The 23,609-nt window shown below is 57.0% G+C and carries 5 protein-coding genes; all 5 read left to right on the forward strand.

Annotation, left to right across the window (positions count from 1 at the left end):
* The first annotated feature begins 139 nt into the window (after positions 1-139).
* The 5 genes from AB8B75_RS13040 (at position 140) to AB8B75_RS13060 (ending at position 23,459) form a co-directional block, all read left to right on the forward strand.
* Entirely contained in the window at positions 140-439 is a 300-nt protein-coding gene (locus tag AB8B75_RS13040; protein WP_405362840.1) for a hypothetical protein, read from the forward strand.
* A gap of 705 nt (positions 440-1,144) precedes the next feature.
* The gene (locus AB8B75_RS13045) at positions 1,145-18,571 is read left to right on the forward strand and encodes a malectin domain-containing carbohydrate-binding protein (protein ID WP_405362842.1); all 17,427 of its coding nucleotides are present in this window, start codon (positions 1,145-1,147) and stop codon (positions 18,569-18,571) included.
* Between the two features lie 189 nt (positions 18,572-18,760).
* Positions 18,761-19,561: a metallophosphoesterase family protein gene (locus AB8B75_RS13050; protein WP_405362844.1), complete on the forward strand. Its 801-nt coding sequence runs from the start codon at positions 18,761-18,763 to the stop codon at positions 19,559-19,561.
* Entirely contained in the window at positions 19,558-21,000 is a 1,443-nt protein-coding gene (locus tag AB8B75_RS13055; protein WP_405362846.1) for an O-antigen ligase family protein, read from the forward strand. Before AB8B75_RS13050 ends, AB8B75_RS13055 begins: the two co-directional genes overlap by 4 nt.
* 161 nt (positions 21,001-21,161) lie before the next feature.
* A complete protein-coding gene (locus AB8B75_RS13060; RefSeq protein ID WP_405362848.1) occupies positions 21,162-23,459 on the forward strand; it encodes a GumC family protein in 2,298 nt (765 codons plus the stop codon).
* Positions 23,460-23,609 lie beyond the last annotated feature (150 nt).

Here is a 23,609-nt window from a genome sequence, read left to right on the forward strand (position 1 = left end):
GCATGCGGCTTCGCCGGATTCTCCCGGATTTTTCATTTTCGGATCGCCTGCAGTTTTTTGCGGTGAACATGTTTTGACGCATGAGATTTTTGCGTCGCGACATCTGCTGCCAAACGTCAATCGCACTCGTGACAGATCCATGCGCCAAGGTGTTGTCGCAATTGATGACGTGCCCATCCGTCATGTCGTGGCTGGCGAACTGCCATGGTCAATATCGATTGGTCGCGCTAAAGGGCAGGCTCCATACGGTGTTGTCGGTTTTGAGCGGTCCCTGCTTGACGCCAGTGCGCCCACAGCGCGGGTTCGCAGGGAGATGACTGGTGGCCGTATGGCGGGTCCAAATGGCAGCCGGTGGGCAGTATCGTGCAAAGGATACGTGGCATGGCTTGCCTACCGTGGCGCGGGACATCCGTGCGCGGATTTTGATCTCCTTTATTGAACTGGTGGCAAGGGTTTTTTGCGGAGCGCTGCAACATTGCTTCTGTGCGACAAATTCAGCGTTTTCACAAATTTTCCGATAGCGAATTGGAAATAGATACATCTTAAGGTTGTTTAAGTATTTGTAAATCAAACCCCATAGTCGCGATGTATATTAAGCTGGGGTTTATTCACGTTTAGTACGGCTAAATCTTGCAACCTGAGCCTGAAATTCGACGTGCGAGGTCGGTGCTCCGCCGTCTCCATAACTCAGGCAGTTTGGGTAACGCCAATTGGTGAATCGCTCACAATAGTGACTCGATTACTCGCGTTAAAATTGAAAAATGCTTTTAAATCTGAAACATGCACAAATTTTAACCTTAACGTGGCGCCGCGAATGAGTGTGAAATACTACCTCAGGAGGATCAATTTGATCCAATATATATTCATGAGGGAGGTTTTTTCTACCCTTGGGGGAGATCAATCAGAAACTCGCAAAATCGATTAAAATCGGCGATTTTCTGCTTGCCTGAACGTAAGCAAGCGGGTCTCATCATTCAGAATTTGAATGTTTTGACTTGCTTGTGCGCATGTTCGGTAACTGGTAATACCTGATGGTTGAAGGCAAAAAACAACCACAGATTGTATAAAGAGCTAGTTTTCGGAACACGCAATTTGCGTGAAATTATGCGCGCGGGCTCAAGGTTTTTTATCTGGAGGACCGACCGTGGCCGTAACAAATAATTTTTCCGCAAGCACACTTGATCTGAATGGAGAGGTTTCTCTCTCTCAGCCGACCGCATTGGTTTGGGGACCAGATGGACGGCTCTACATCACGGAAGTTGATGGCGACGTAAAGGTTCTGACCGTTGCTTTTGGCGACAGTAACCTTGCTGATGACGACGACACTGCGCAGTTCTTCGTGACCGAGTCGACAACGGTGGAACTGATCAAGGGTGCCGTCCAGAACCACGATGACGACGGGATCGAGAATAACAGCGTGAACCGCCAGGTCACCGGGATTGACGTCACACAACAATATGATGACGCCGGCAACCTGATGACCCTGCCTGATGGCACGCCGATGGTAACGATGTACGTGACCTCGTCCGACAATCGCATCGGTGCCGGCGGCAGCGGCAACGACGCCGGCATAGACACTAATTCCGGCGTCATCACGATGATGACGCAGACGGGTCCGGATAGCTGGACAGCCATTGACATCGTGCGCGGCTTGCCACGGTCCGAAGAGAACCATGCCACAAACGGGCTCGAGGTGATCCAAGAGTTTGCTCCCGACGGTGTCACATTACTCTCCGAGCGGATGATTGTCGCGAACGGCGGCAACGCCAACACGGGTGCGCCGTCCAACAATTTCGCGGGCCAGCAGGAGCAGCCGCTGTCCGCGGCGATCCTCGAGGTTGACCTGACCATGCTGAAGGGCATGCCGGTACTTGATGATGACGGTCGCGCCTATGTGTATGACATTCCGACCCTGAATGATCCCGCGCGCACTGATGTTGGCGATGACGACGCCAACGATCCCTTCGGCGGCAACGACGGGCGCAACAGTGCCAAGCTGCTGGATGACGGGCCGGTCTCGATCTACTCACCCGGTTACCGCAATGCCTATGACGTGGAGGTGACCGATGACGGTCGCGTCTGGACCTACGACAACGGTGCCAACAACAACTGGGGTGGCCGACCGATCGGCGAGGCGGGTGACAATGGCGGCACGACCGACAACGCGCAGGAGGCCGGTTACATATCCACGAACCTCAATAACGGCGAGGGCAACACAAATGACGACATCAACCTGGAGAATTGGAATCCGTCGAACCAGGATAACTTCCATGAGGTGACGCGCTCCGACGATCTGAACGGGGGGAGTCTCTCGGTCGGCGGCAATGGAGCTGTTACGACCTTCGTAGGGCCAGATGGAAATACCTATGTCTACGGCGGCCACCCGAACCCGACGCGCGCCGAGGGCGCGAAGGCGGGGCTGCTGTTCTCGCCAGATGCGGGCACCGACAATGCATATCTGCTGGTGTCGGCTTTCGACACCTACAACGAAGATGGCGACAACGATCCATTGACCGGCACCGATTATGACCAGGTTGTCGCCTGGTTGGCGGCGGTTGAGCTCAACGATGCGGATTTCCCGAACATCGTCCCTAATCCGGATGGTGACGGCACGATCACAGTTGGCGATGACTATGTCGATCCTGATCTCACTGATGGCGAAGACGCTGACCCTGCGAACTCTCTTTTTGGCGCGCGGTCTGGCGACCTGACCAAGAAGGTGCTCGCAGTCGAACCAGGCGTGCTTTATGACATCTATTCCTTTGCTGACGGCTCAGGCGAAGCAGTTGCCGCGGGCGGGACTCCTCCTTCTGGCGGAACGCTGCAGGGAACTGCCGGGATTCCGGCCGACATCGCCGAGATCGTCGCCTATCGGAACGAGGTCGAGGGCGACTACCTGGAGGGAGGCAAAACCGACGGCGCGCTTGATTCCGGCGGCGGGTCAATCAACGGGCTTGCGGAATACACTTCGACCATCCTCGACGAGGGCGACATCAAGATGTCGGGCGCGATCCTCGCAACGCAGCTTGGCGGCGGCAACATCATCGTGATGGGCCGCAACGCAGACGGTACAATGTCGAGCACGGTCTCGGGAAGCGGTTTTGCCGTCGCGGCCGACCGCACGGTCGTTGCCGCGAGCGGCGGCCCGCTGGGGATCAGCACGGTCGGCGATGACTACCTCGAACGCGGGTTGAGCCAGCCGTTCCAAGGCTCGATCTGGACAGCCGTATACAATGGCGTTGGCGCTCCATCGATCGAGATATTCCAACCCGATAACGGCGCCGTGCCGCTGGCGGGAGCCGAAATCGTCAACCCGACCGACCGCGACCTCGACGGTGTCGATTATGTCACCGACCCCTTCGAGTTCAGCGATGACAACGGCTACGCCATCAGCCCTGGTGAAAGCATCGTGCTCGACTTCAACCCGCAGAACACAAATTTCACGATCTCGCTTAACGGTACCGGGTTGCTCGGCGCGGCACTTGATGGGGACACGCCCAACCGCGACGCGCAGACGGCGGCTGAGAATTTCCCCGACGACCAGCAATTCGACGGGCTTTACAACATCGGTGAAAACGTGCTGCCCGGCGGCAATGCACCGATCCTGCAGATCAAGAACGTAATCGCAGGCACCGTCGTTGGCGATGCCAACACGGCGCGCGATGTGCTGCATACCGGCATTTTGCCGTCGGCCGATACCGACCGCATCGTCGCCACGATGAATATCAAAAACTGGATCCCTGCCGAAGGCGGTGTGGCCGCTGGCCAACTGACGGGCATGATCTTTGGCGACGGGACACAGGAAAACTTCCTGCGCGTTGTGTTCGGCGCGGTGGATGTCGGCGGAGGCCTGGTTCCCGGCATTGAGGTTGGATTCGAGATCAATGACACAAACTACACCGTCCTCGAGCAGATCGCTTTGCCCGGATTGTCCAGCTCCGACATCAGCGTGCTCGATCTGCGCCTGACCATCAACAAGGCCGAAGGGTTCACGGTAGGTGTTGACTACCGGCTCGAAGGCGCGGCGGATTTCACCGCGCTGGATCTCGGCGGCTTCGTGCTGCCTGAGGGCGTGCTACGGGATGTGCTGACGGGTGATCACACCATCGGGACTGGCGCGGCGGAGGCGACCTCCGGCGCGGCCATTGGCTTCCTCGCCGAGACCTCAACAGGCAATGGTTTGGAGACAATTGACTTCAACGAGCTCAGAATCGAAGCCTTCGGCAACGAGATCGAAGCGAGCACCGCCGCAGAGGTTGCTCAAGCGGGTACTGCGGGTCTTGATACCGTCATTTACGACGGTGCGGACATAACACTCGCCCTGGACGACACGGTCGAGAACTTCGACGGCTCGGGCTCCGATGTGGACTATGTATTGACCACCAACGACAGCGATAACGTGATCAAGGTTGGTTCGGGTGCGAACACCATTACCACCGGTGAAGGTGCCGATAGTATCCAAGGATCGCTCGATCAACTGGATGGCGATACTATCACTGACTTCAGCACTGACGACGAGATCATCATCAATGGTGTCTCTGTTGACGATCTGACGGTCACATATGAGGCGGGTTCCGCGATCGTCAAAATCAATGACGTTGTTGAATTCACTCTGGACGGACCTGAGTTTACCGATTTCGACCCAGCCGATGGCGACAGCACCTTCGTCTTTGAAGACATCGAGGGAGGGGGAGTCCGTCTTGTAGCCAAGGCGCCCCTGACGCCGGTCATTGCGATCAACTCCGGTGGCCCCGACGCGTTGGGCCTCACTGTGCGCGACCAGGTCGTGGACTTCGTGTCCGATCTGCCAACCGCGCCTAAAGTGGGCTTCAACACCGGCACAACCTACAACGACTATACCAACGCAACGGCGCAGTCGACGGATTTCCCTGATACGGATCTTGACCCGATCCACGCATATGAGCGCTCGGGCAACTTCGCGACGTGGAGCTACAACATCGATGTGCCGAATGGCGAATATCTGGTGGACCTCTACTTTGCCGAGATCTTCCACGGCGTGCAGAACACAAATGATCCCAATGACAAGCGAACCTTCAATTTGGAGATCGAGGGCGACGAGGTCCTGTCGAACTATGACATCATCGATGATGCAGGCGCGGCAGCTACCGAGGTTCTGAAAACCTTCCAGGTGACCGTCACAGATGGTCAATTGAACCTCGACTTCATCAAGATCGTGGATCAGGCGAAGCTCTCCGGTCTGGTGGTTTGGGCTATTGGTGGCAACTTCGAACCGCCAGCCGATGAAACAGCGCCGGAGATCATCAGCATTGTTGTTGAAAACCCGCCAAGCGTTCAAGATGGCGCGCGTGATGTCGTTGTCACCTTGCAAGACAATGCCGGTTTCGAAGAGGCTGACTTTGTCGGTCTCACAGGTGCGGATCTGACTTTTTCAGGGATTGTTCCCTCTGCCGTGGGCGACCCCGAGGTGGTCCTTTCGCAGAATGGCACGATCGCGACGCTGACCTATGAGTTGCAGCCGCCCACCGGCAGCAACGCCTGGCCCACCGGCGAAGGTCAGGTCAGCATTGCAGCAGACGCCTTTGGTGACGCGGCAGGCAACTCCACCGATGCGGCCAGCGCGGCCTTTATCCTGGAGCCAAACCTGGCGGCCCTGGTGCCCGGAACGGTTGTGCGTGCGATTAACGTAGGCACAACCGACACCACTGCTGCAGCTGACCTCGGTACGGATCTGGTTGAAGGCGGCGTCGACAACAACCGCTACGCCGGTGCAATTGCCGCTGACACGCTGATAACCGATGCGGCCGGAAACCCGATTGCCTTCGAAGCGGACGATGCGGCCTATTACACAAGCCCCAAGACCAACGCGCAGTTGAACGCGAACGTCGACGGAGAGTCTGGACCCACAGGCAGCAACTCCGGCGGCGTCGATCTCGACGGATCTGCATTGCACACCTACCGCGACAGCAATACCAACGTCTGGACTGCGACTTATGGCGGTTTCGCCAATGGCACCTATGTCGTTGAACTGCACTTCGCAGAGCTTTTCCAATCGGCACCCGGCACACGGGTTGGCGACTTCTACATCAACGGCGAACTTGTCGAAGACAACTACGATGCCTTCGCTGAAGGGGGTGGCGCGGACAAGCCATCTTCGTTCAGTCACAACGTTGCCGTCACAGATGGCATCATCGAGATCACCGTGGACAGCACACCCGCCAATGGTGGTGCGGGCCAGGCGGGATACAGCGCCATCGTGGTCTACGATGCCGTACCGTCCGATCTGCCGCCCACCATCTCGGTGGCCGATGTGGCCACGGCAGAAGGCGAGGATGCAACGATCACCTTCACGCGGATCGGCGATCTGACCGAAGCCGTCACCGTGGAATTCTCGCTAACGCCCGACACAGCCGGTGCTGAGGACTTTGGTGTTGCCGCGCCTTTGACCGCTGTCATTCTTGCGGGTGACACAACAGCTACCGTAACTGTGCCGATTGTGGATGATGAAGACGAGGAGCTCGCGGAGAGCTTTAACGTCGCCATCACTGGCGTGACGAATGCGGCCACGGACGCAGTGATTTCTGCGTCTAGCGGCAGCGCGACAGTTACCATTGCCGCAAACGACCAGTCGGTTGCGATCCCAGCAGGCGGTGCTTTATTCAGCCTTGATTTCGAAGGCGTAACGGGTGAAGCACTTGCCGTAGGCGGGTTTGATGACGCCTTGGGCCTGGGTGCCACGATTGATGAAGCCACATCCGAAGTTACGGGTGGCAAGCTGGTGGTGCAAACTGCCGAAGGCGACATCAACGATGGAACGGACGACGGCAGCATCAACGATTTCACCAAGATTGTTGACGTCAGTGATGCTTCGTTGAACGAGCTTTTCCTGACCACGCGTTTCGACAACCCGTTCACGCAAGAGATGCTGACAGCACAGGGTGTGACCGGCAGCGCCGTGCCGAACTATGCCCAGCAGGGTATCGTGTTTGGTACTGGTACGCAGTTGACCGGTCAGATGGTCAAGCTGGTCTGGGGCGGTGTCGCCGCGGGCACGACCGCCCCGGATGCCACCGGTATCCAGATGTGGTCGAAAGGCACTGGTGGTGTCAATCAGCAGGCGACGATTGCCCAGATGATCGAAGCTGGCAAGGATCTCTTTGATGTCGCCTCAGTCGAAATGTCGCTGGAGATCAACAAGAGTGCCGGTACGGTTAGCCAGTGGGTTACGCTCTATGACGCGTCCGGTGCGATCATCGGCGGCACCCGTCCGGAGGCGACGGATGGGTTCTTTACGACGCCACCTGTGGGAATGCCAGCAGCGGTTCTGGCCAATCTCACCTCGACAACCGAAGCGACACATTTCGGCGTGACGTCTTCGGACAACACGGTTTCTCCGGGAACAATCACGAGCTTTGAAGCGAGTTGGGATTCCCTGTCGCTTACATCGCCACAAGTGGAGATCGTTGAGGGCCCGGATGCGGCGGGTGGCGTCGTTTACGGAGACTTCTCCGACGACGGGCTTGCACCGACCGATATCGGTGCGTTCGAGAATGGTAGCAATCTCGTGACGGCCCAGCAAGTCGGCGACGTAGGCGGTCGTGACCGCGATTACATCACTTTCGAGGTTCCCGAAGGGCAGGTGCTGAACGCCATCACCCTGAATAGCTATGACAACGAGGACCCGGGCGACGTGCAAGGCTTCATGGCTTTGCAAGAGGGCCCGGCTGTGACCGTGGATCCTGTGACGGGTGCGGGTCTGGCGTCGCTCAAAGGCGCGCTGGTTTACGGCGACGGCGTACTCGGCAACGACCTGCTGGCGCTGATGGCGGAGGGCGGTGTTATTCAGGAAGGCTTTTCCCTTCCCGCCTTCGATCTGCCGCTGGAGGCAGGCACGTACACCTTGTGGCTCAATCAAGGTGCTGATCTGCCGACCACGGTCGAGCTGGACTTTGTCCTTGCGGACCGTCCGGCCGATGTGACCCTGTCGATCGCCGATGCAGGCGATGTGGTCGAAAACGGCGACTTCGGTGTCACGGTTCTGGCGTTCGACGTGACCGCCAGCGACAGCTTCGATGGCACGTTGACCGTGACGTATGACACGGCCACCGACAGTGGGCTGACACAGGACATCACCTTTGCCGCAGGCGTGGGAGCGCTCACGGTACTGGTGGACAACGATAATGTGGACGACGGCGCCGATCCGGTGACCGTCACCTTAACTTCGGCGGTTGACTCCGTTGGCACCAACACCGTGGCGATTGCGTCCGCGGCTACAGGAGACGGCAACGTGATCGAAGATGACATTGGAAGCGGAACGGGCAAGGGTGCGGCAGTCTTTGCGCTGAACGTGAACGGCCCTGAAGTGACAACCACAGACGGCGTAACTTACGCCGCAGACAGCGATGATACCGCCTGGACGAACTCCAACAAATACACAGATGGTCCAGGTGCCAATGGCGGGAATACGGCACTGGCAGGTGGAGATTACAACCGTGATGGGGCCACCAACGCGGATGATGCTTTGTACATCAACGAACGCTGGGGTGGCGCTACCAACGCGATGACATACACCACCGACGGGCTTGCACCCGGTGAGTACATCATGACGCTTAAACTGGCTGAATTGTTCGACGTGAATTTCACCGACAACAAACGCATCTTCAGCGTCACGATCAATGGTAACGAAGTCGTCACTAATCTTGACCTCTTTGACGTCCCCGGTTTGGAAGTCGATCAGGCTTATGACGTGGATGTACCAGTGACCATCGGTGTCGATGGCATCCTGAACATGAGTTTCTCGGCGTTTGCGGACAACGCCAAGATCAACGCCTTTGCACTTTACGAGGCGGTGACGGTGGTGGATCCAACCGATGTGACCATTTCGGTGGCCGACGTGTCAGCGGACGAGGACTCCGGCGCGGCTCTGGTGACATTCACCCGTGAGGGCGACACGACTTCAGCCATGACCATTACCTTTGCGGTGGCCGATGGCACAGGTGTTGCCGGCGTCGACTATGAGGTGCCTGCAACCAACACTGTGACCATTCTGGCCGGTGAGACGACGGCAGACCTGTCAGTCACGCTGATCAACAACTTAGACCAGGCAACCGAGGTCAAGGATTTCACCGTTGCCATCACGGACGTTGTGGCAGACGGCGGCGAATCCGTCAGCTTGGGCAATGCGGCGGCGACCGTGACCATCGATGATGACGAAGCCTTCGACCCGGCTGACATCGACGGCGACGGTATTCTCAACCCAGTCGATCCGTTTGCATATGACGAAGACAATGGATTGGGCAATGTGCTCACCGTCGGTGGCACCTTCCGCCTTGACTTTGATACCGACACCGCAGACGTGTTTGCGCCAGAAACCGGCTTGACTGGTATTTTCGTCAATACGCAGGGTGCCGCTTCTCCAGGGTCCTCTGAAACAGATCCATACGGCGACCGGACCACGGAAGCCACGAGCTTTGTCCAAGATGGTCTGCTCAATGTCACTGCGTCGGATGACGACACCAATGGCACCGGAACGGCAATCAACAATCGGGTGAAGGACAATTACGTCACGGGGGTAGATGTCTCTGGCGTCCAGGAATTCTCCATCGAGACAAAGGTGGTGAACCCTTGGCCGACCATCACAAGCGGCACAAACGGTTTCCAGTTTGCTTCGCTGGGCCTTCACATCGGGGCCGGTGGCACGGACGACTTCATCAAACTGGTTTATGGTGTTCGAAATACTCAGGTGAACATCGAGATCGCTTCGCAGGGCAGTGCGTCCGGCCCCAATGTGCTTACAGCCGTTGACTACGGTGGTGCCACAGAGGCTGCATCCGACATCATCTTCCGCTTTGACGTGACCAAATCGAGCACATCAGTGGCCTTCGAGGGGCTGCCGACAATCATCGGCTATGTCACGCTTCTGGACGTTGATGGCAATGAATTGCAGACAATTGCCACGGCGGAGAAACAAATCACCGGATCTCTGGCAGATGCCATTGAAGGCAACAACCCCATCACGGGGGGCACAGGCGGCCTTGCCTACGGTATTTCGATTACCGAGGCAGCAGGTGGCGCACCCGGTGCCAACGGTTTCACCGGTCAATGGGATTATCTCGAGATCACTGCGCCGGACAACGCGCCGGAAGTGGACGCGGGTATTCTGCCGCAGGTTGCGACGGAAAACACCGCAATCGATTTTGTCCTGCCTCTGGACGTTTTCAAAGACGACAATGGTGTTGCCAACCTGACGCTGTCGGCGACGCTGGACGATGACAGCCCGCTGCCAGCATGGCTGAGTTTTGATCCGGAAACTGGTGCGTTCTCCGGAACACCGGCGGATGGCGACGGGACAATCACTGTCAAAGTGTCTGCGGACGACGGGACGAATCCGCCGGTCTCCACGACTTTTGAACTCACCGTGACCGATATTCCCGGACCGTTCATCTGGTATGCAGATGCCGATGGCGACGGGGTTGGAACCTCTGCCGATCAGGTTACGGATTATGTCGCACCGGGTGCGCCTGGTGACTATGTCCTCTCCGATCTGGGTGATGACTTGGATGATACGGATGACACGATCTATCCGGATGCGCCTGAAATCAACGATGGCAAGGACAACGACCAGGACGGTGACATCGATGAAGACAACCAGGCCCCTGTTGCTGGCAACGACGATACAGCCAGCGCGCCGGATCAGGTGGTTGCCTTCACCCGGGCCGGATTGCTGTCGAATGACACGGATGCGGACGGCGATGACCTGACTTTCAGCCTTGTGGCCGACAGTGGTGTCAACGGCGTTGTCAGCTTCGATGAGGAAAGCGGCATTGTGAGCTTCACGCCGAGTGCCGGTTATGAGGGACCTGCCAGTTTCGAGTACCAGATCGAAGATGACTTTGGTGGTGTGACGACGCAGGTTGTCAACATCACCATCAGCAATGATGGATCCCTGCTGTTCAACGAACTTGAGGTGACCAATGCGGATACAGCCTCTTATTCTCAGGAAGACAGAACAGGTACGATCGTTGTTGATGAGGAGACCCAGGAGATCACCCTTGCGGGGAACGCCTGGAAATCCGTGGCCATTGACAGTCTGATCGCAGACGGTGCCCCGATTGAAGGGCCTGTTGTTCTGGATGAGAACGCGCTGCCGGAGGATTTTGTTGTCACCGAGGGCATGGAGCTTTGGGTCACGGTGAATTCGTCGGAAATTCCGGAACTGTTGGGCATTGGTTTTGACAATGACAACAACTTCAAGAACGAAGGCACCGCGATCTTCCAGCTTGGTGGTACAGCGACAACTGGGTTCTTCAACCAGGATTACAATACCTACAATCCAACATCCGGTGTTGTGCCGGGCGAGGACGTCCTTTTCAAAATCCCGCTGGACGGTTTGATTGGCATGAGCTTCTCCAAACTGGTGCTGGTCAATGACCAGGACGCAGAACCCCAGACAGCAACCACCACGTTCTCTGACATCCGGATCGTTACCTCGACGGTGGCCAATAATACCCCACCTCTCGCCGCAGAAGACGACCTGCGGATGGAATCGGACGACGCTTTGGTGATCACGACAGCCGAATTGCTGGCGAACGATACGGATGCGGATGGTGATGAGCTGACCGTGACCGCTGTGAGCGCTGCCAGAAATGGTACGGTCACATTGGAAAATGGCTTGATCACTTTTGAGGCCATTCCAGACTTTGCCGGGACAGCCAGCTTTGAGTACACCATTGCCGATCCTTCCGGTGCGACATCGGTGGCCAAAGTGGACATCGAAGTGCTGTCTCCGGGCGGTGGCGACGTTGTCACGGACATCGATTTCAGCGCAAATGCGATCGAGTCCTATGATGATCAGGACAGCAAGCCCGGCACCGGTTTTGAAGTGTCGCCTGATGGCAAGAGCCTGACGCTGGATGGCAACGTCTGGAAGAAGACAGCCCTGACCGAAGGCGACTACACCGTCACCGAGGATACGGTTCTGCGCTTCGACATGACGATCCTGAACGGGTCGGGTGAGATTGTTGCGATCGCTCTTGAGAACAACAATGCCTACCGCGGAAACGACGATGTGACGTTCCAGTTGTTTGGCAGCCAGAACTTCTCACAGCACTCTATCCAGGACTACAAAGATCAATACGATACGGTCGGTGAGACAGTGTCCTACGAGATTTCGCTCGCGGAATTTGCAGGTCGGTCTTTCTCAACGCTGGCTCTGATCAACGATGATGATGTGAACGGCACTTCCATAGCGCAATTCGCCAATGTCAAATTGGTCGAAGAGCTGGGTACGTCCGGTGAAGAAACCGACGCGCCGCAGATCTTTGGCGACGCGATCCCGGATCAGGTGGTTGTCGAAGACACACCCTTTGAGATTGACCTGCCGTTCTTTGATACGGACACGCCTTTCGAGGATCTGGTCTTCACCATCACAAATCCACCTGCGTTCCTGCAGCTGGAGGCAGGCAATATCGCTGCAGATGGTGTTCTGATAGGTGAGCCTACCAATGACGATGTGGGTGAATACACAGTTGGTGTTACGGCGACGGACCCAGAGGGCAACAGTGTCACAGGCACGTTGCAGCTGACGGTTGAAAACACCAATGACGCACCAGAAGTCACAGGGGTCTATGCCGACGTCGGAGTGATCGTGAACAACCAGATCCTCTTGGCGCTGCCTGATGGACTGTTTACGGACATCGATGCAGGCACTGTTCTGGTTTACTCTGCAGAAGGTCTGCCAGAGGGCGTTGACATTGATCCTGATACGGGCGCCATTTCAGGCGTGCCGCTGGAAAGTGGTGATTTCGAAATCACGATCATTGCCAGCGATGGCCCGGTCGACGATCCCGACACGCTCTCTGCGTCGACGACCTTCACCATGGACATCGCCAGTGGTCCGCCACGCGAGACGGTGCTGATCGAGGCGGAAGACTTTACCGCCTTCACCGACCCAGAAGTCGACGTGGAAGGTTTCTTCACCAGCTTTGTTGGCACAGCTTCGGGCAATCAGCTCATCCGTCTCGGTGTGAACGGCGAAGGGTCGATCTCGACCAAGCTTGACGCTGCGGGTGTGGTTCCGGGTTTCTATGACATCTCGGTGATCCACTTTGACGAGAACGATGGTATATCTGCCTTCACTCTGAAGCTTGATCTGGGCGACGGTTCTGAACCGACGGTCATCGGCTCCTACACAATGGATCGCACCGACCTGCCAGGTCAGGGCGGTACCACCCAGGCAGGGAACATCAACGCAGCGGTGTTCAACACGGTCAATATTCCGGCCGGCGCACAGCTGATCATCGAAGGTGTCGCGGAATCGCAGCCTGGACCGGGCAACCCCGGACGCGAAGTGCTGCGGATCGATGCGGTTCTCCTGGAACCGATCGACAACACACCGCCCACCATCACCACGCCTGCTGAAGCCACAATCGACGAAGGCACGCTGCTGGCAGCGGATGTAGATGCAACCGATCTGGAAGGATCGGAGGTCACCTACACCATCGCGGGTGGCGATGACGCCGGTCTCTTTGACATCGATCCGGTCACCGGCGAGGTTTCCTTCCTTGCGGCGCCTGACTTCGAAACGCCTCTGGATGCGAATGGTGACAACGTCTATGACGTCATCGTTGAAGCTTCTGACGGTGATGTGGCCGCGCAGCAGTCTCTGGTGATCACGGTCGCGGATACTGATGAAGCACCGGTCACGGAGGCTCAGGTCTCTGCAACGACAGGTGAGAACATCGCCGATGCTGTGGCCACAGTGGTCGCAACTGACCCTGAAAACGCAGCTATCACCTACACCCTTGCAGGAACCGGTGCGGACGAAGCCTTGTTCACGGTTGATCCCGTCACCGGGGTCGTCAGCTTCATTGCAGCGCCCAACTTCGAAACACCGGGTGATGCAGATGTCGACAACAACTATGAGCTCGATGTGAATGTCAGCGATGGTACCAACACCGTATCGGTTGCTGTCGATGTGACAGTGACGGATGAGAACGACGCTCCTGTCGCGGATCCGGCACCTGTTGCGGCCTCGGCGATCATCGATGCGCCTCTGGCAGTATCGGTTGCGGGTCTGTTCTCTGATGAGGACGTGGCTGACACGCTCACCTACACGCTGGTCAGCGGTGCACCTGCTGGTGTGACGGGGATCGATGTAGACGGTAACCTGGAAGGAACGCCAACCGAAATCGGCTCCTTCGATGTGGTAATCGAAGCTACGGACGGAACGGAAGTGGTGCAGGCAACTCTGCCGCTTCTGGTCGACGTGGCCGACAATACCTTTGGCCCCGTGGCGCCGTCGCAAGATCTTGATACGGACGGCACGGTCAATGCGCTCGATGACGATGTCGATGGAGATGGTCTCATCAACTCCGCAGACAGCTTTGCCTATGACGCGGACAACGGTACGCTGATCGCCGATGGCGAGAGCATTGACCTGACCTTCGACGTCAACGGAACGCCATATCAGAACGGGTTTACCGGTCTGCTGCAGGGTGGAACGGCGGGCAGCGCTGCGTTGGCGGCCTTCGATGAGGACACCGGCGTGACAACCGTGGCGAACGGTTTGCTTTCAACCACGGCAAGCACCGGTGACACTGGTACTTCCAACGACCCCGAGGATGACTTCCAGCTGGGCGTCAAGAACGCGGACTTCACGGTCGAAGCACGGGTGATCAACCCGTTCGAGACCACGCCCGCGGTCAGCTTTGACCAGATTGGGGTCCATGTCGGGGTCGACAGTGCGGACTTCGTGAAGTTCGTCTTCGGCAACGCGGTTGAATTCTCGTCACGGACCGACGATGTGGAAACCAAGGCAACAGGGGGCAACCAACCGCTTCCGGCAGGCCTGACAACCGCTGGTTTCAGTGCGGTGGACGTCTCGCTGATCGTGAATTCCACCAGCGCAACTGCGGCGACCATAACGGCAACCGCGACCTTCCTTGACACCAACGGCGATCCGATTGCGGGCGCCACCGGTGTCAGCTTTGGGTCGTTGGCGATAACTGGTGCCATGGCGGCCGCTCTTGCGGACGAAGCAGTCGGTGTCGGAACGGGCTTCACACATGCCCATGCACCGTCAAGTGCACCGTTCACAGCACAGCTGGACAGCTTCAAGGTCACGGCGACGGACGGGGGGTCGGTTGATCCATCGAATGCGCTGGCCGTGTTCGAAGGAGAGACCGATATCTTCACCGGCAACTCCTACGGCACCAATGAAGTAGGCGCTGCCGTTCTCGAGGTCATGACTGGAAACAACAACATCCAGAGCTCGAACTTCGGCTCGAACTCCTTTGAGTTGACCAACACGGGCGACAAGCAGATTGCTGCGGTGTTCATTGACGTCAGCACGGCGCTTTACCCTGACAGTGTCTTTGACCCTGACGGGGCCGGCGGCGACGACTCGGTCAAGCCCTGGGGCATTAACTCTGGTGGCGCGCAGACGGGTGCCAGCATCAGCGGTGGTGACGGCGGGTACTTTATCGCCGGTGTGGATCCGCTGGCCAATACAACCGGCACGGGCCAGGCGTCCAACGGCGGTTACAAAGGTGCGATCATCAAGTTCACCGATTTCCAGAACGGCGAGACAGTCGGCTTCTCTGGTGACATGGACCCCAACTCCATCGCGGGGCTCGACAAGGGCAGCACCAATGGCGTGGACACCAATGCCACCAATGGCTGGGACGTGGGCGGTATCTCCGGCCACGAGATCATCGGATCAACCTTCACGGTGCTCTTCGATGACGGCAGCACGGCCACGGGTCAGCTTGCCAGCGATGGCAGTGCGGCGGGCTCGCAAGGTCTGGCGACGGAAGCGGGCTTTGCCTCTGACGCGCCGACACTGACAGTCAACGGCTTCGGGGCAGGTGATCTGGGGACCTATGGCGGCACACAGCCGACCATTCTGGTCACCGGGGATCCGGGTTCAACGGTCCGTATTACCATGACCAAGGGCTTCGACCCGGTCGGCAATAGCACAGCTGGCATCGACACGTTGGTTGAGGATCGCCTGGAGCGCTATGACTTCAAATCCTCCAACGCCTTCGACGCCCAGTCGGTTGATGTGGTGATCGGTACTGATGGTACCTTCGATGCAACGGGTCTCTTCGACTACGACGACAATTTGGCCTATAGCGGCACCTTCACAGGTGACGATGTAGCCGAGATCGGGTTCGTCGCCTCCGTCGTTGATCCGTCGCAGAGTAATCTGGCCGTAAGCCCGGTCACCAAGCCGATCTACCTCGTCAACGAAGGTGGCCCGGTGGAAGGCGATCCGATTGGCAACGATGGCACCAATGCAGCCGAAGTCTTTGCCGGCGAATCCGATCTGGTCACTAACGCGGACTATGCGGATGGGGTCACCGGATCGGCTGTGCTCGACATCATGGTGGGCGCGAGCGGTATCGACGCTTCAAACTTCGGGGCGAATTCCTTCCAGGTCACCAACACGGGTGGCAAGAAGATTTCCGCGGTGTTTATCGATGTGTCGGATGCGCTCTATCAGGATGTGGTCTTTGACCCGGATGGGGCCGGTGGCGACAACGTGGCCAAGGCCTGGGCGGTGAATTCCGCAGGTGGCACCGGAGCCTACATCGGCGGTGGCGAGGGCGGCTACTTCCTGCCCGGTCAGGATCCGCTGGCGAACACGACCGGTACCGGTCAGGCGTCCAACGGTGGCTTCAAAGGCGCAATCGTCAAATTCACCGACTTCGACAATGGTGAAACGGTTGGCTTCTCCGGCGACATGGACCCCAACTCTATCGCAGGTCTGACAAAGACCTCCGTGGACACGGGTGCCGTTGATGGCTGGGACGTGGGTGGTGTATCCGGTCACGAGTTGATCGGCTCGCGCTTCACCGTGCTCTTCGATGACGGGACGACCGCTTCTGGTCAGCTCGGCAGCGACGGCAGCGCCTCCGGTTCGCAAGCTCTGGCGGATCAGGGTCTTACAAAAGCCACAACGCCAACGCTCGAGATCAATGGCGTGGCCGCTGGCGGGACCGGAACCTACGGGGTCACGCAGCCGACCATCATCGTCACAGGTGATGTCGGAGATACCGTGCGGATTACCATGACCAAGGGCTTTAACCCGGTGGAGAATAACGCCAGCGGAGTTGCCCAACTGGTTGAAGACCGTCTTGATCGCTACGACTTCCAAGCGAACAACAACTTCGACAGCCAGTCCGTGGACGTGGTCATCGGTGCGGATGGCACCTTCGACGCAACTGGGCTCTTTGACTATGATGATCCAGTCGCCAACAATCAGGGGGACGGCACCTTCGCGGGTGACGATGTGGCCCAGCTCGGGTTCGTCGCCAGCGTGATCGACACGTCGAACAACGACTTGCCGATCAGTGATGTCACCGCGCCGATCTACCTGACCAACTCCGGCGGACCGGTAACTGGTGATCCTGTTGTTCCCGGCGATGGGTTCTTCGAGATCATTGGCTCGGGCACCAACAACGCCCGGTTCAAGATCCAGGTCGAAGATCCAAACGGCACCGGCGGCACAAACCCAGGGTCGTTCTGGACGTATGCGACAGGTCCGGATGGAGATGGAAACCAGCCAAATCCACAAGGAACCGGCTACTATATCTGGAAAGAAGGCGATGTTGCCGGCACCAACCCGGCACAGGGTATCATCGAATATGAAATCTTCATTCCAGAAGGGGATGAGGGGGTCTATACCTTCCGGGCACGAGGTTCACGTGACGACGATCCGGCAATTGCAAGCGATCAGGCCAACGATATCTGGTTCCGGATCGATGATGATGCCGAAGCGCTGCAGGTGAACGACACCAATTCGGTTTCCAACGCAGGGTTTGTGAAGGTCTTTGGGGTCGGCACAGGCGGCTGGGGTAACGGGGCAGTAATCGATAGTGTCCTGGAGGAAGAAGCCAACTTTTCTGCTCAGTTCGAGTTGACGGCTGGCTTCCACACGCTTGCGATTGCGGGCCGCTCAGGTGGCTATGCGATCGACTTCTTCGACTTCTACAAAGGTTCGGCACCAGCCGTTACCGCCTCCAATTCGAGCTTCGCAACCGACAATCCGGGGGGCGGCGTGGATCAGATTTCTTCGTCTATCAACGCCTCTTCGGATGACTGGGAAGGTATTGGCGGTGCGGGTAGCGGTGATCTGGAGTTCGGTGTCAATGGACTTACCCAGCAGTCGGTTGGCATGCGTTTCACCAATATCGACATTCCTGAAGATAGGGTGATCTCAGAGGCATACTTCCAGTTCCAATCCAATGGCAGTGATGGCAACGACAGCATCTATGGGCCAGCGGTCTTCACGATCGAGATCGAAAACACGGAATCTGCGGTAACCTATTCCAACGGTTCCAAACCAGATTCCAGATCTTACCTGACCGAAGACTTCGATTGGGTGCCCACACAGGATTGGGTTGACGACGGCATCTATCGGACGGGCGACATTTCCAGCCTGATCGAAGCTGTGGTCGGGCCAGATGGTGTGGAAGATGGGGCACTTGCTTTCCGCGTCACTGGAAATGGCGAACGCGCCGCCCATTCCTTCGACTCGGATGGCGCTGCACCAGAACTGATCATTGTCTTCGAAGACCTTCTGATTTGACCAGTTATTGAAAAAGAGAACGAAAGGGGCGTCTGATGGCGCCCCTTTTGCTTTGCAGGGCGTCCGATTTGAAGGCGTCAACGCCCAGTAAAAGAAGACTGTCTTTCGTGTAGTTTGGAATTTTAACTTATTTGTATGGTTTTGATAGGTCACCGCCGCTAATTGATATACCAAGTCGTTGGAGCAAGTGTGGTAGTTGGAAAAGTGTTTCAGTGGTTTTTTAAACCAACTGCGAAGCAGCAGTTGGAAGCTTCGGTTGGCGTGGCTCCGACAGAGCGTCTTTATGTCGTTGGTGATATCCATGGGCGAAATGATCTTTTGGTCGCCATGTTGGACAAAATCATCGAGGACGCCGAAGCAGCAAGCGATGAACGGCGCCCACGGTTTGTCTTTTTGGGCGACTATGTGGATCGGGGCGATCATTCAGCAGAGGTTCTTGACACGCTGAGCACGCTCAAAGACGAATCCGCGCAGGCCTGTGAATTTCTGATGGGCAACCATGAGGCCGCAATGCTGGCCTTTCTGGAAGATCCCGTGGCAGGTTCCGCTTGGCTGGGCTGGGGTGGGCGTCAAACGGTGCTGAGTTACGGGTTGGATCCGGTATCACGGGAGCCGGATGAGACGGAACTGTGCGACATACGCGAAAAACTGCAGGAAAAAGCCAGCATCCATCTGCCGTTTTTGAAATCGCTTAAACGCTATATTGTCTCGGGCGATGTGATCTGCGCCCATGCCAGCCTTGATCCGACACTCGTACTGACTGCACAACCTGATATGGCCTTGTTGTGGGGTCGTCGGCCGTCAGGTCAAAAGTCCGGCATGCCCGGGCGTCGGTTGATTCATGGCCATTTTGCGGAATATGAGCCCGTTGTGCGCCCGGAACGGATTTGCGTGGATACCGGGGCTTGTTATTCCGGCCGTTTGACTGCGGTCCGCCTGGATGAGGGCGCGCAATTTCTGCAAGTGGATGTGCTGGATCTTTTGTCGTGAGACGGCAGCGGCTGACCGGGCTTCAGGGTGTTATCGGGATGTTCGTGTTGGTGATTGTCTTGCTGTTTGCGCTTGCGCTCGGGGCGAACCGGCCGGTGTCGTGGTCCTTTCTGAGCCTTTTTGTCCTTTTTGCCTTTGCGCTTCAGGTCGCTGTGATCTTTGCAAATCCGCTGCCCTTGGCGCTGCGAGAGGCGTTTTTGCCGGGGGTTCTGTTTGTGTCGGCCGTGCTTTGGGGGTGGGTGCAGTCCACTCCGGGCGTGTTGACTGGTTTGGCGCATCCGGTTTGGGATCTGGTGCCGGAAGTGGCGCCAGCGATTTCGGCGGATCCGGGGCAGGGGCGTCATGCGGTCATGCGGCTTTTGTGCTATGCCTGTATTTTCGTGATGATGGTCTGGACCTGCACCAGCTCAACGCGCGCGGGTCTTGTGCTCAAGATCATCGCACTGTTTTCCAGTGCCTTGGCGGCTTATGGCCTTTACGCTTTTCTGACTGGCAGCAATGTCATTCTGGATGATTGGGCGCAGCGCGGCGTGGTGCAGGCCAGTTTTGTCAATCGTAACAGCTATGCCACTTACGCGGCCTTCGGGGTGCTGGCCAATATTGCCGCCTATCTTTTTGTGACCGAAAACAGCAACACAGGCCTTCGTTCGCGCTTGGAGGCGTTTTTCGGCGGTGGTTGGATATTTGGCCTGGGGGTTTTGCTCTGCCTTGGTGCATTGTCGCTGACCCAATCGCGGGCGGGGGGCGGTGCGGCACTTGCGGGCCTTGCGGTTTTTCTCGTGGCGTGGCGCGGCGGCAAAACCCGTTGGGATCCGGTCATGTTGGGGCTGATCGGTGCGGTGTTGATTTTCATTGGTGCCACCAGCGCGACGGGTTTGATGGAACGTCTTCTGGCGACGGATGCATCCGGCGGGCGGTTTGTTGTCTATCCCGGAATGATCGAAGGCATCCTGGATCGGCCTTTTTTGGGGCACGGTCTTGGTGCGTTTCACGAGGCCTTCCGACCCTATATTCCGCTCGAGGGCGCAGTGGGTGAATGGGTGCGGGCGCATAGCACCTACCTGGAAGTGGCATTCGGTCTTGGTATTCCCGCGGCGTTGGTTTTTTTTCTGGGGCAGGGGCTGCTGATCTGGCGCATCTGGCGGGGTTCGGTCGAACGCCGAAGCAACCGGGTTTTCGCTTGTTTTGCCCTGGGGTGCGTTGCCACGGCGGCCTTTCATTCTGTCTTTGACTTCAGTTTGCAGATGCCAGCGACGGCGGGCCTTTTTTCCGTGATCCTTGCTCTTGGGTTTGCACAGAGTTTTGGCCGTGAGGCGATGGACCGTAAGATGCGGACAGACACCCCATCGGCGCGTCTGAGTTTTGAAAGCGAGAATGCAGGTTCTCGAAGTCGGGAAAAACTGCCCCAAGGACCTGCGGGTAGTGAATCCGACGATTGAAAATTAGCGAAAACATAAGACAATCAACCCTATAACGCAGTCGATTCATTATGAGATTAGCCAGCAGCATGGTATGCCATTCAAGGCAGTTTTGTGAGAGTTCGTGTCCTGTTTAACGTCTGTGATACTCCAGTGCAGCGCAAAGTCTGAAAGGACGGTTTGTGAAATTGAATAAAACGGATCAAGCCGCGTCCTATCCGGTGACCATGATGCAAGCACCAGGCATTGCAGCAAGTGACGACGATGATCGGATCGATCTGCGCACGCTATTCACCACGCTCTGGCGTGGCAAGTGGATCGTGATGATCACCACACTGATCGCGATTGTGCTTGGGGTGTTGGTTGTGTCGCAGATGGAACCGACCTATCGCGCCTCTGCCAAAGTGATGTTCGACATTCAGCAAACCAATGTGGTGAATATTCAGGAAGTTCTGGTTGATCAGCAGTTTGATGCCAGCAAACTCGAAGATCAGATCGAAGTTTTGCGATCGACCAAGCTCATCGAAAGGGTGATCGAGGAATTGGCGCTGGATGAGGATCCGGAGTTCAATCCCAGTTTGCGTGTCCATGAGCCGACGATTCTGGAACGCATTGGCTTGAGTGTGGCGATGCCGCCGGAGTTGACCGATTTCGCCATGAACGTCGGGTTGATCGCGCCGCCGCCGCCCACGCCGGAAGCATCGGAGTTGGCACGGCAAGAACGCTTGCAAGTCATCAACAACGTGCTCGAAGGGATTGAACTGACCCCTGTTGGCCGCAGTCGCGTGATTGAAATATCTTTTGTATCGGATCACCCGCGCACGGCAGCCCGCGTCGTGAATACCATCGCTGAGCAATACATCGTGGATCAGCTCGAGGCCAAGCTGGAGGCCACGCGTGCAGCGACCTCCTGGTTAAGCGCCCGCGTTGACGAATTGCAGGAACGGGTCCAGTTGGCCGAAGACAAGGTTGAAGCGGCGCGTGTCGAGTTGTCTGATGAAACTGGGCAAACGCTGGCAGTTACCCGTCAACAGCTTGAAGCACTCAACGGGTCTCTGGCAAGCTTTCGGGCGGAGGCTTCCCGTCTTGCATCGCTTTATAATCGGTTGACATCCGCCGTGGAAGAAAACCGGGACCTGGGTGCGATATCCGAGTTCCGCGCGTCCAATTTGATACAGACCTATCGGGAAGAACGAAATGAGCTGCTGGGTCAGAAAGTTGTTCTGGAAAGCTCGGTACGTGAAGGTCACCCCGCTCTTGTACGCCTGATGCAGCAGATTTCTGAGGTAGAGCGTAACATCAGTGATGAGGCACGTCGCATCGTTTCGGCAGCTGAACTTGATCTGCGTGGCGCTCAGGCGCAAGAGACATCACTGGAGAGTGAGGTTCGCCGGCTTGAGCAAAAAGCGCTGCAGCAGTCGCGCAATGAGGTGCAATTGCGGCAATTGGATCGTGAGGCAGAAGCCAGTCGCGTGCTTTATGAGAATTTTCTGGGGCGTTTACAGGAAACATCTGAGCAGGAAGACCTGCAGGAAGCGGATGCGCGCGTGCTGTCACCGGCAGAACAGCCTTTGTTGCCAGAAGGTCAGGCCAAGACCCGCGTTCTGATGCTTGCGACGATCTTGGGCGGAATCGTCGGGATCGGAATCGTGTTTCTGCTCGACAGGCTGAACAACACATTCCGCACACCAAACCAATTGGAAGACTTGAGCGGGGAGAATGTCCTTGGCGTTCTACCGGCCCTCGGCAACCGGACAAAACGCAGCGACATCATCAAACATCTGCGCGAAAAGCCGTCTTCTTCATTGGCGGAATCCATCCGCAATCTGCGCACAAGCATCCTGTTTTCCAACATCGACAAGACCCCAAAGGTAGTGATGTTCACGTCGTCGATCCCACGCGAAGGAAAATCCACATCGTCGATGCTGGTTGCAATGACCAGCCGCCAGATGGGAAAATCGGCCATCATCGTGGACTGCGATTTACGCTTGCCTGTGCTTGCCCGTCTTTTGAATGCCGCAGACGGGAAGCCAGGGCTCATTTCTGTTCTGGAAGGTACGAGCCCTGTCAATGAGGCGATCTTCAAGGATCCTGACACAGGGCTGCATGTTCTCATGACGCGCAGTAGTCAGCGTGCCAGCAAGATCAATGCCGCCGATGCTTTGTCCTCCAAGAAGTTTCAGGATCTCATCCAAGAGCTGTCGAAGATTTACGACCTTGTCATTCTCGATACGCCACCAACGTTGGTCGTGACCGATGCACGCATCATTTCAAAGCTGGTGGATGCGGTAGTCTACGCCGTTCGGTGGGACTCCACGCCGCGCGGTGCGGTGATGGAAGGGTTGAAGGAGTTGAAGTCCATTGATGCCCCTATTGCCGGCGTTGTGATGACAATGATCAACGAAGACAAAGCGAGTCGTTATTCTTACGAAGGCTACAGTTACTACAAAGGCCAATATAAGGACTATTACGGCAGTTAGAGGCTATTATTTCTCTAATTGGAGTTGTGTACCGGAGGGCTTGCTTACCGTAAGTTGAAATGCCCCGATAAACCCAATTTTTACTGGATCGACCAGAAATTTCCGTGTATTTTCAACGATAGTTTTGTTTAAGCGCAATTGAGCGCAGTC

Origin of the sequence: Roseobacter sp. (genome assembly GCF_045106495.1) — a bacterium.
In the GTDB taxonomy this organism is placed as follows: domain Bacteria; phylum Pseudomonadota; class Alphaproteobacteria; order Rhodobacterales; family Rhodobacteraceae; genus Roseobacter.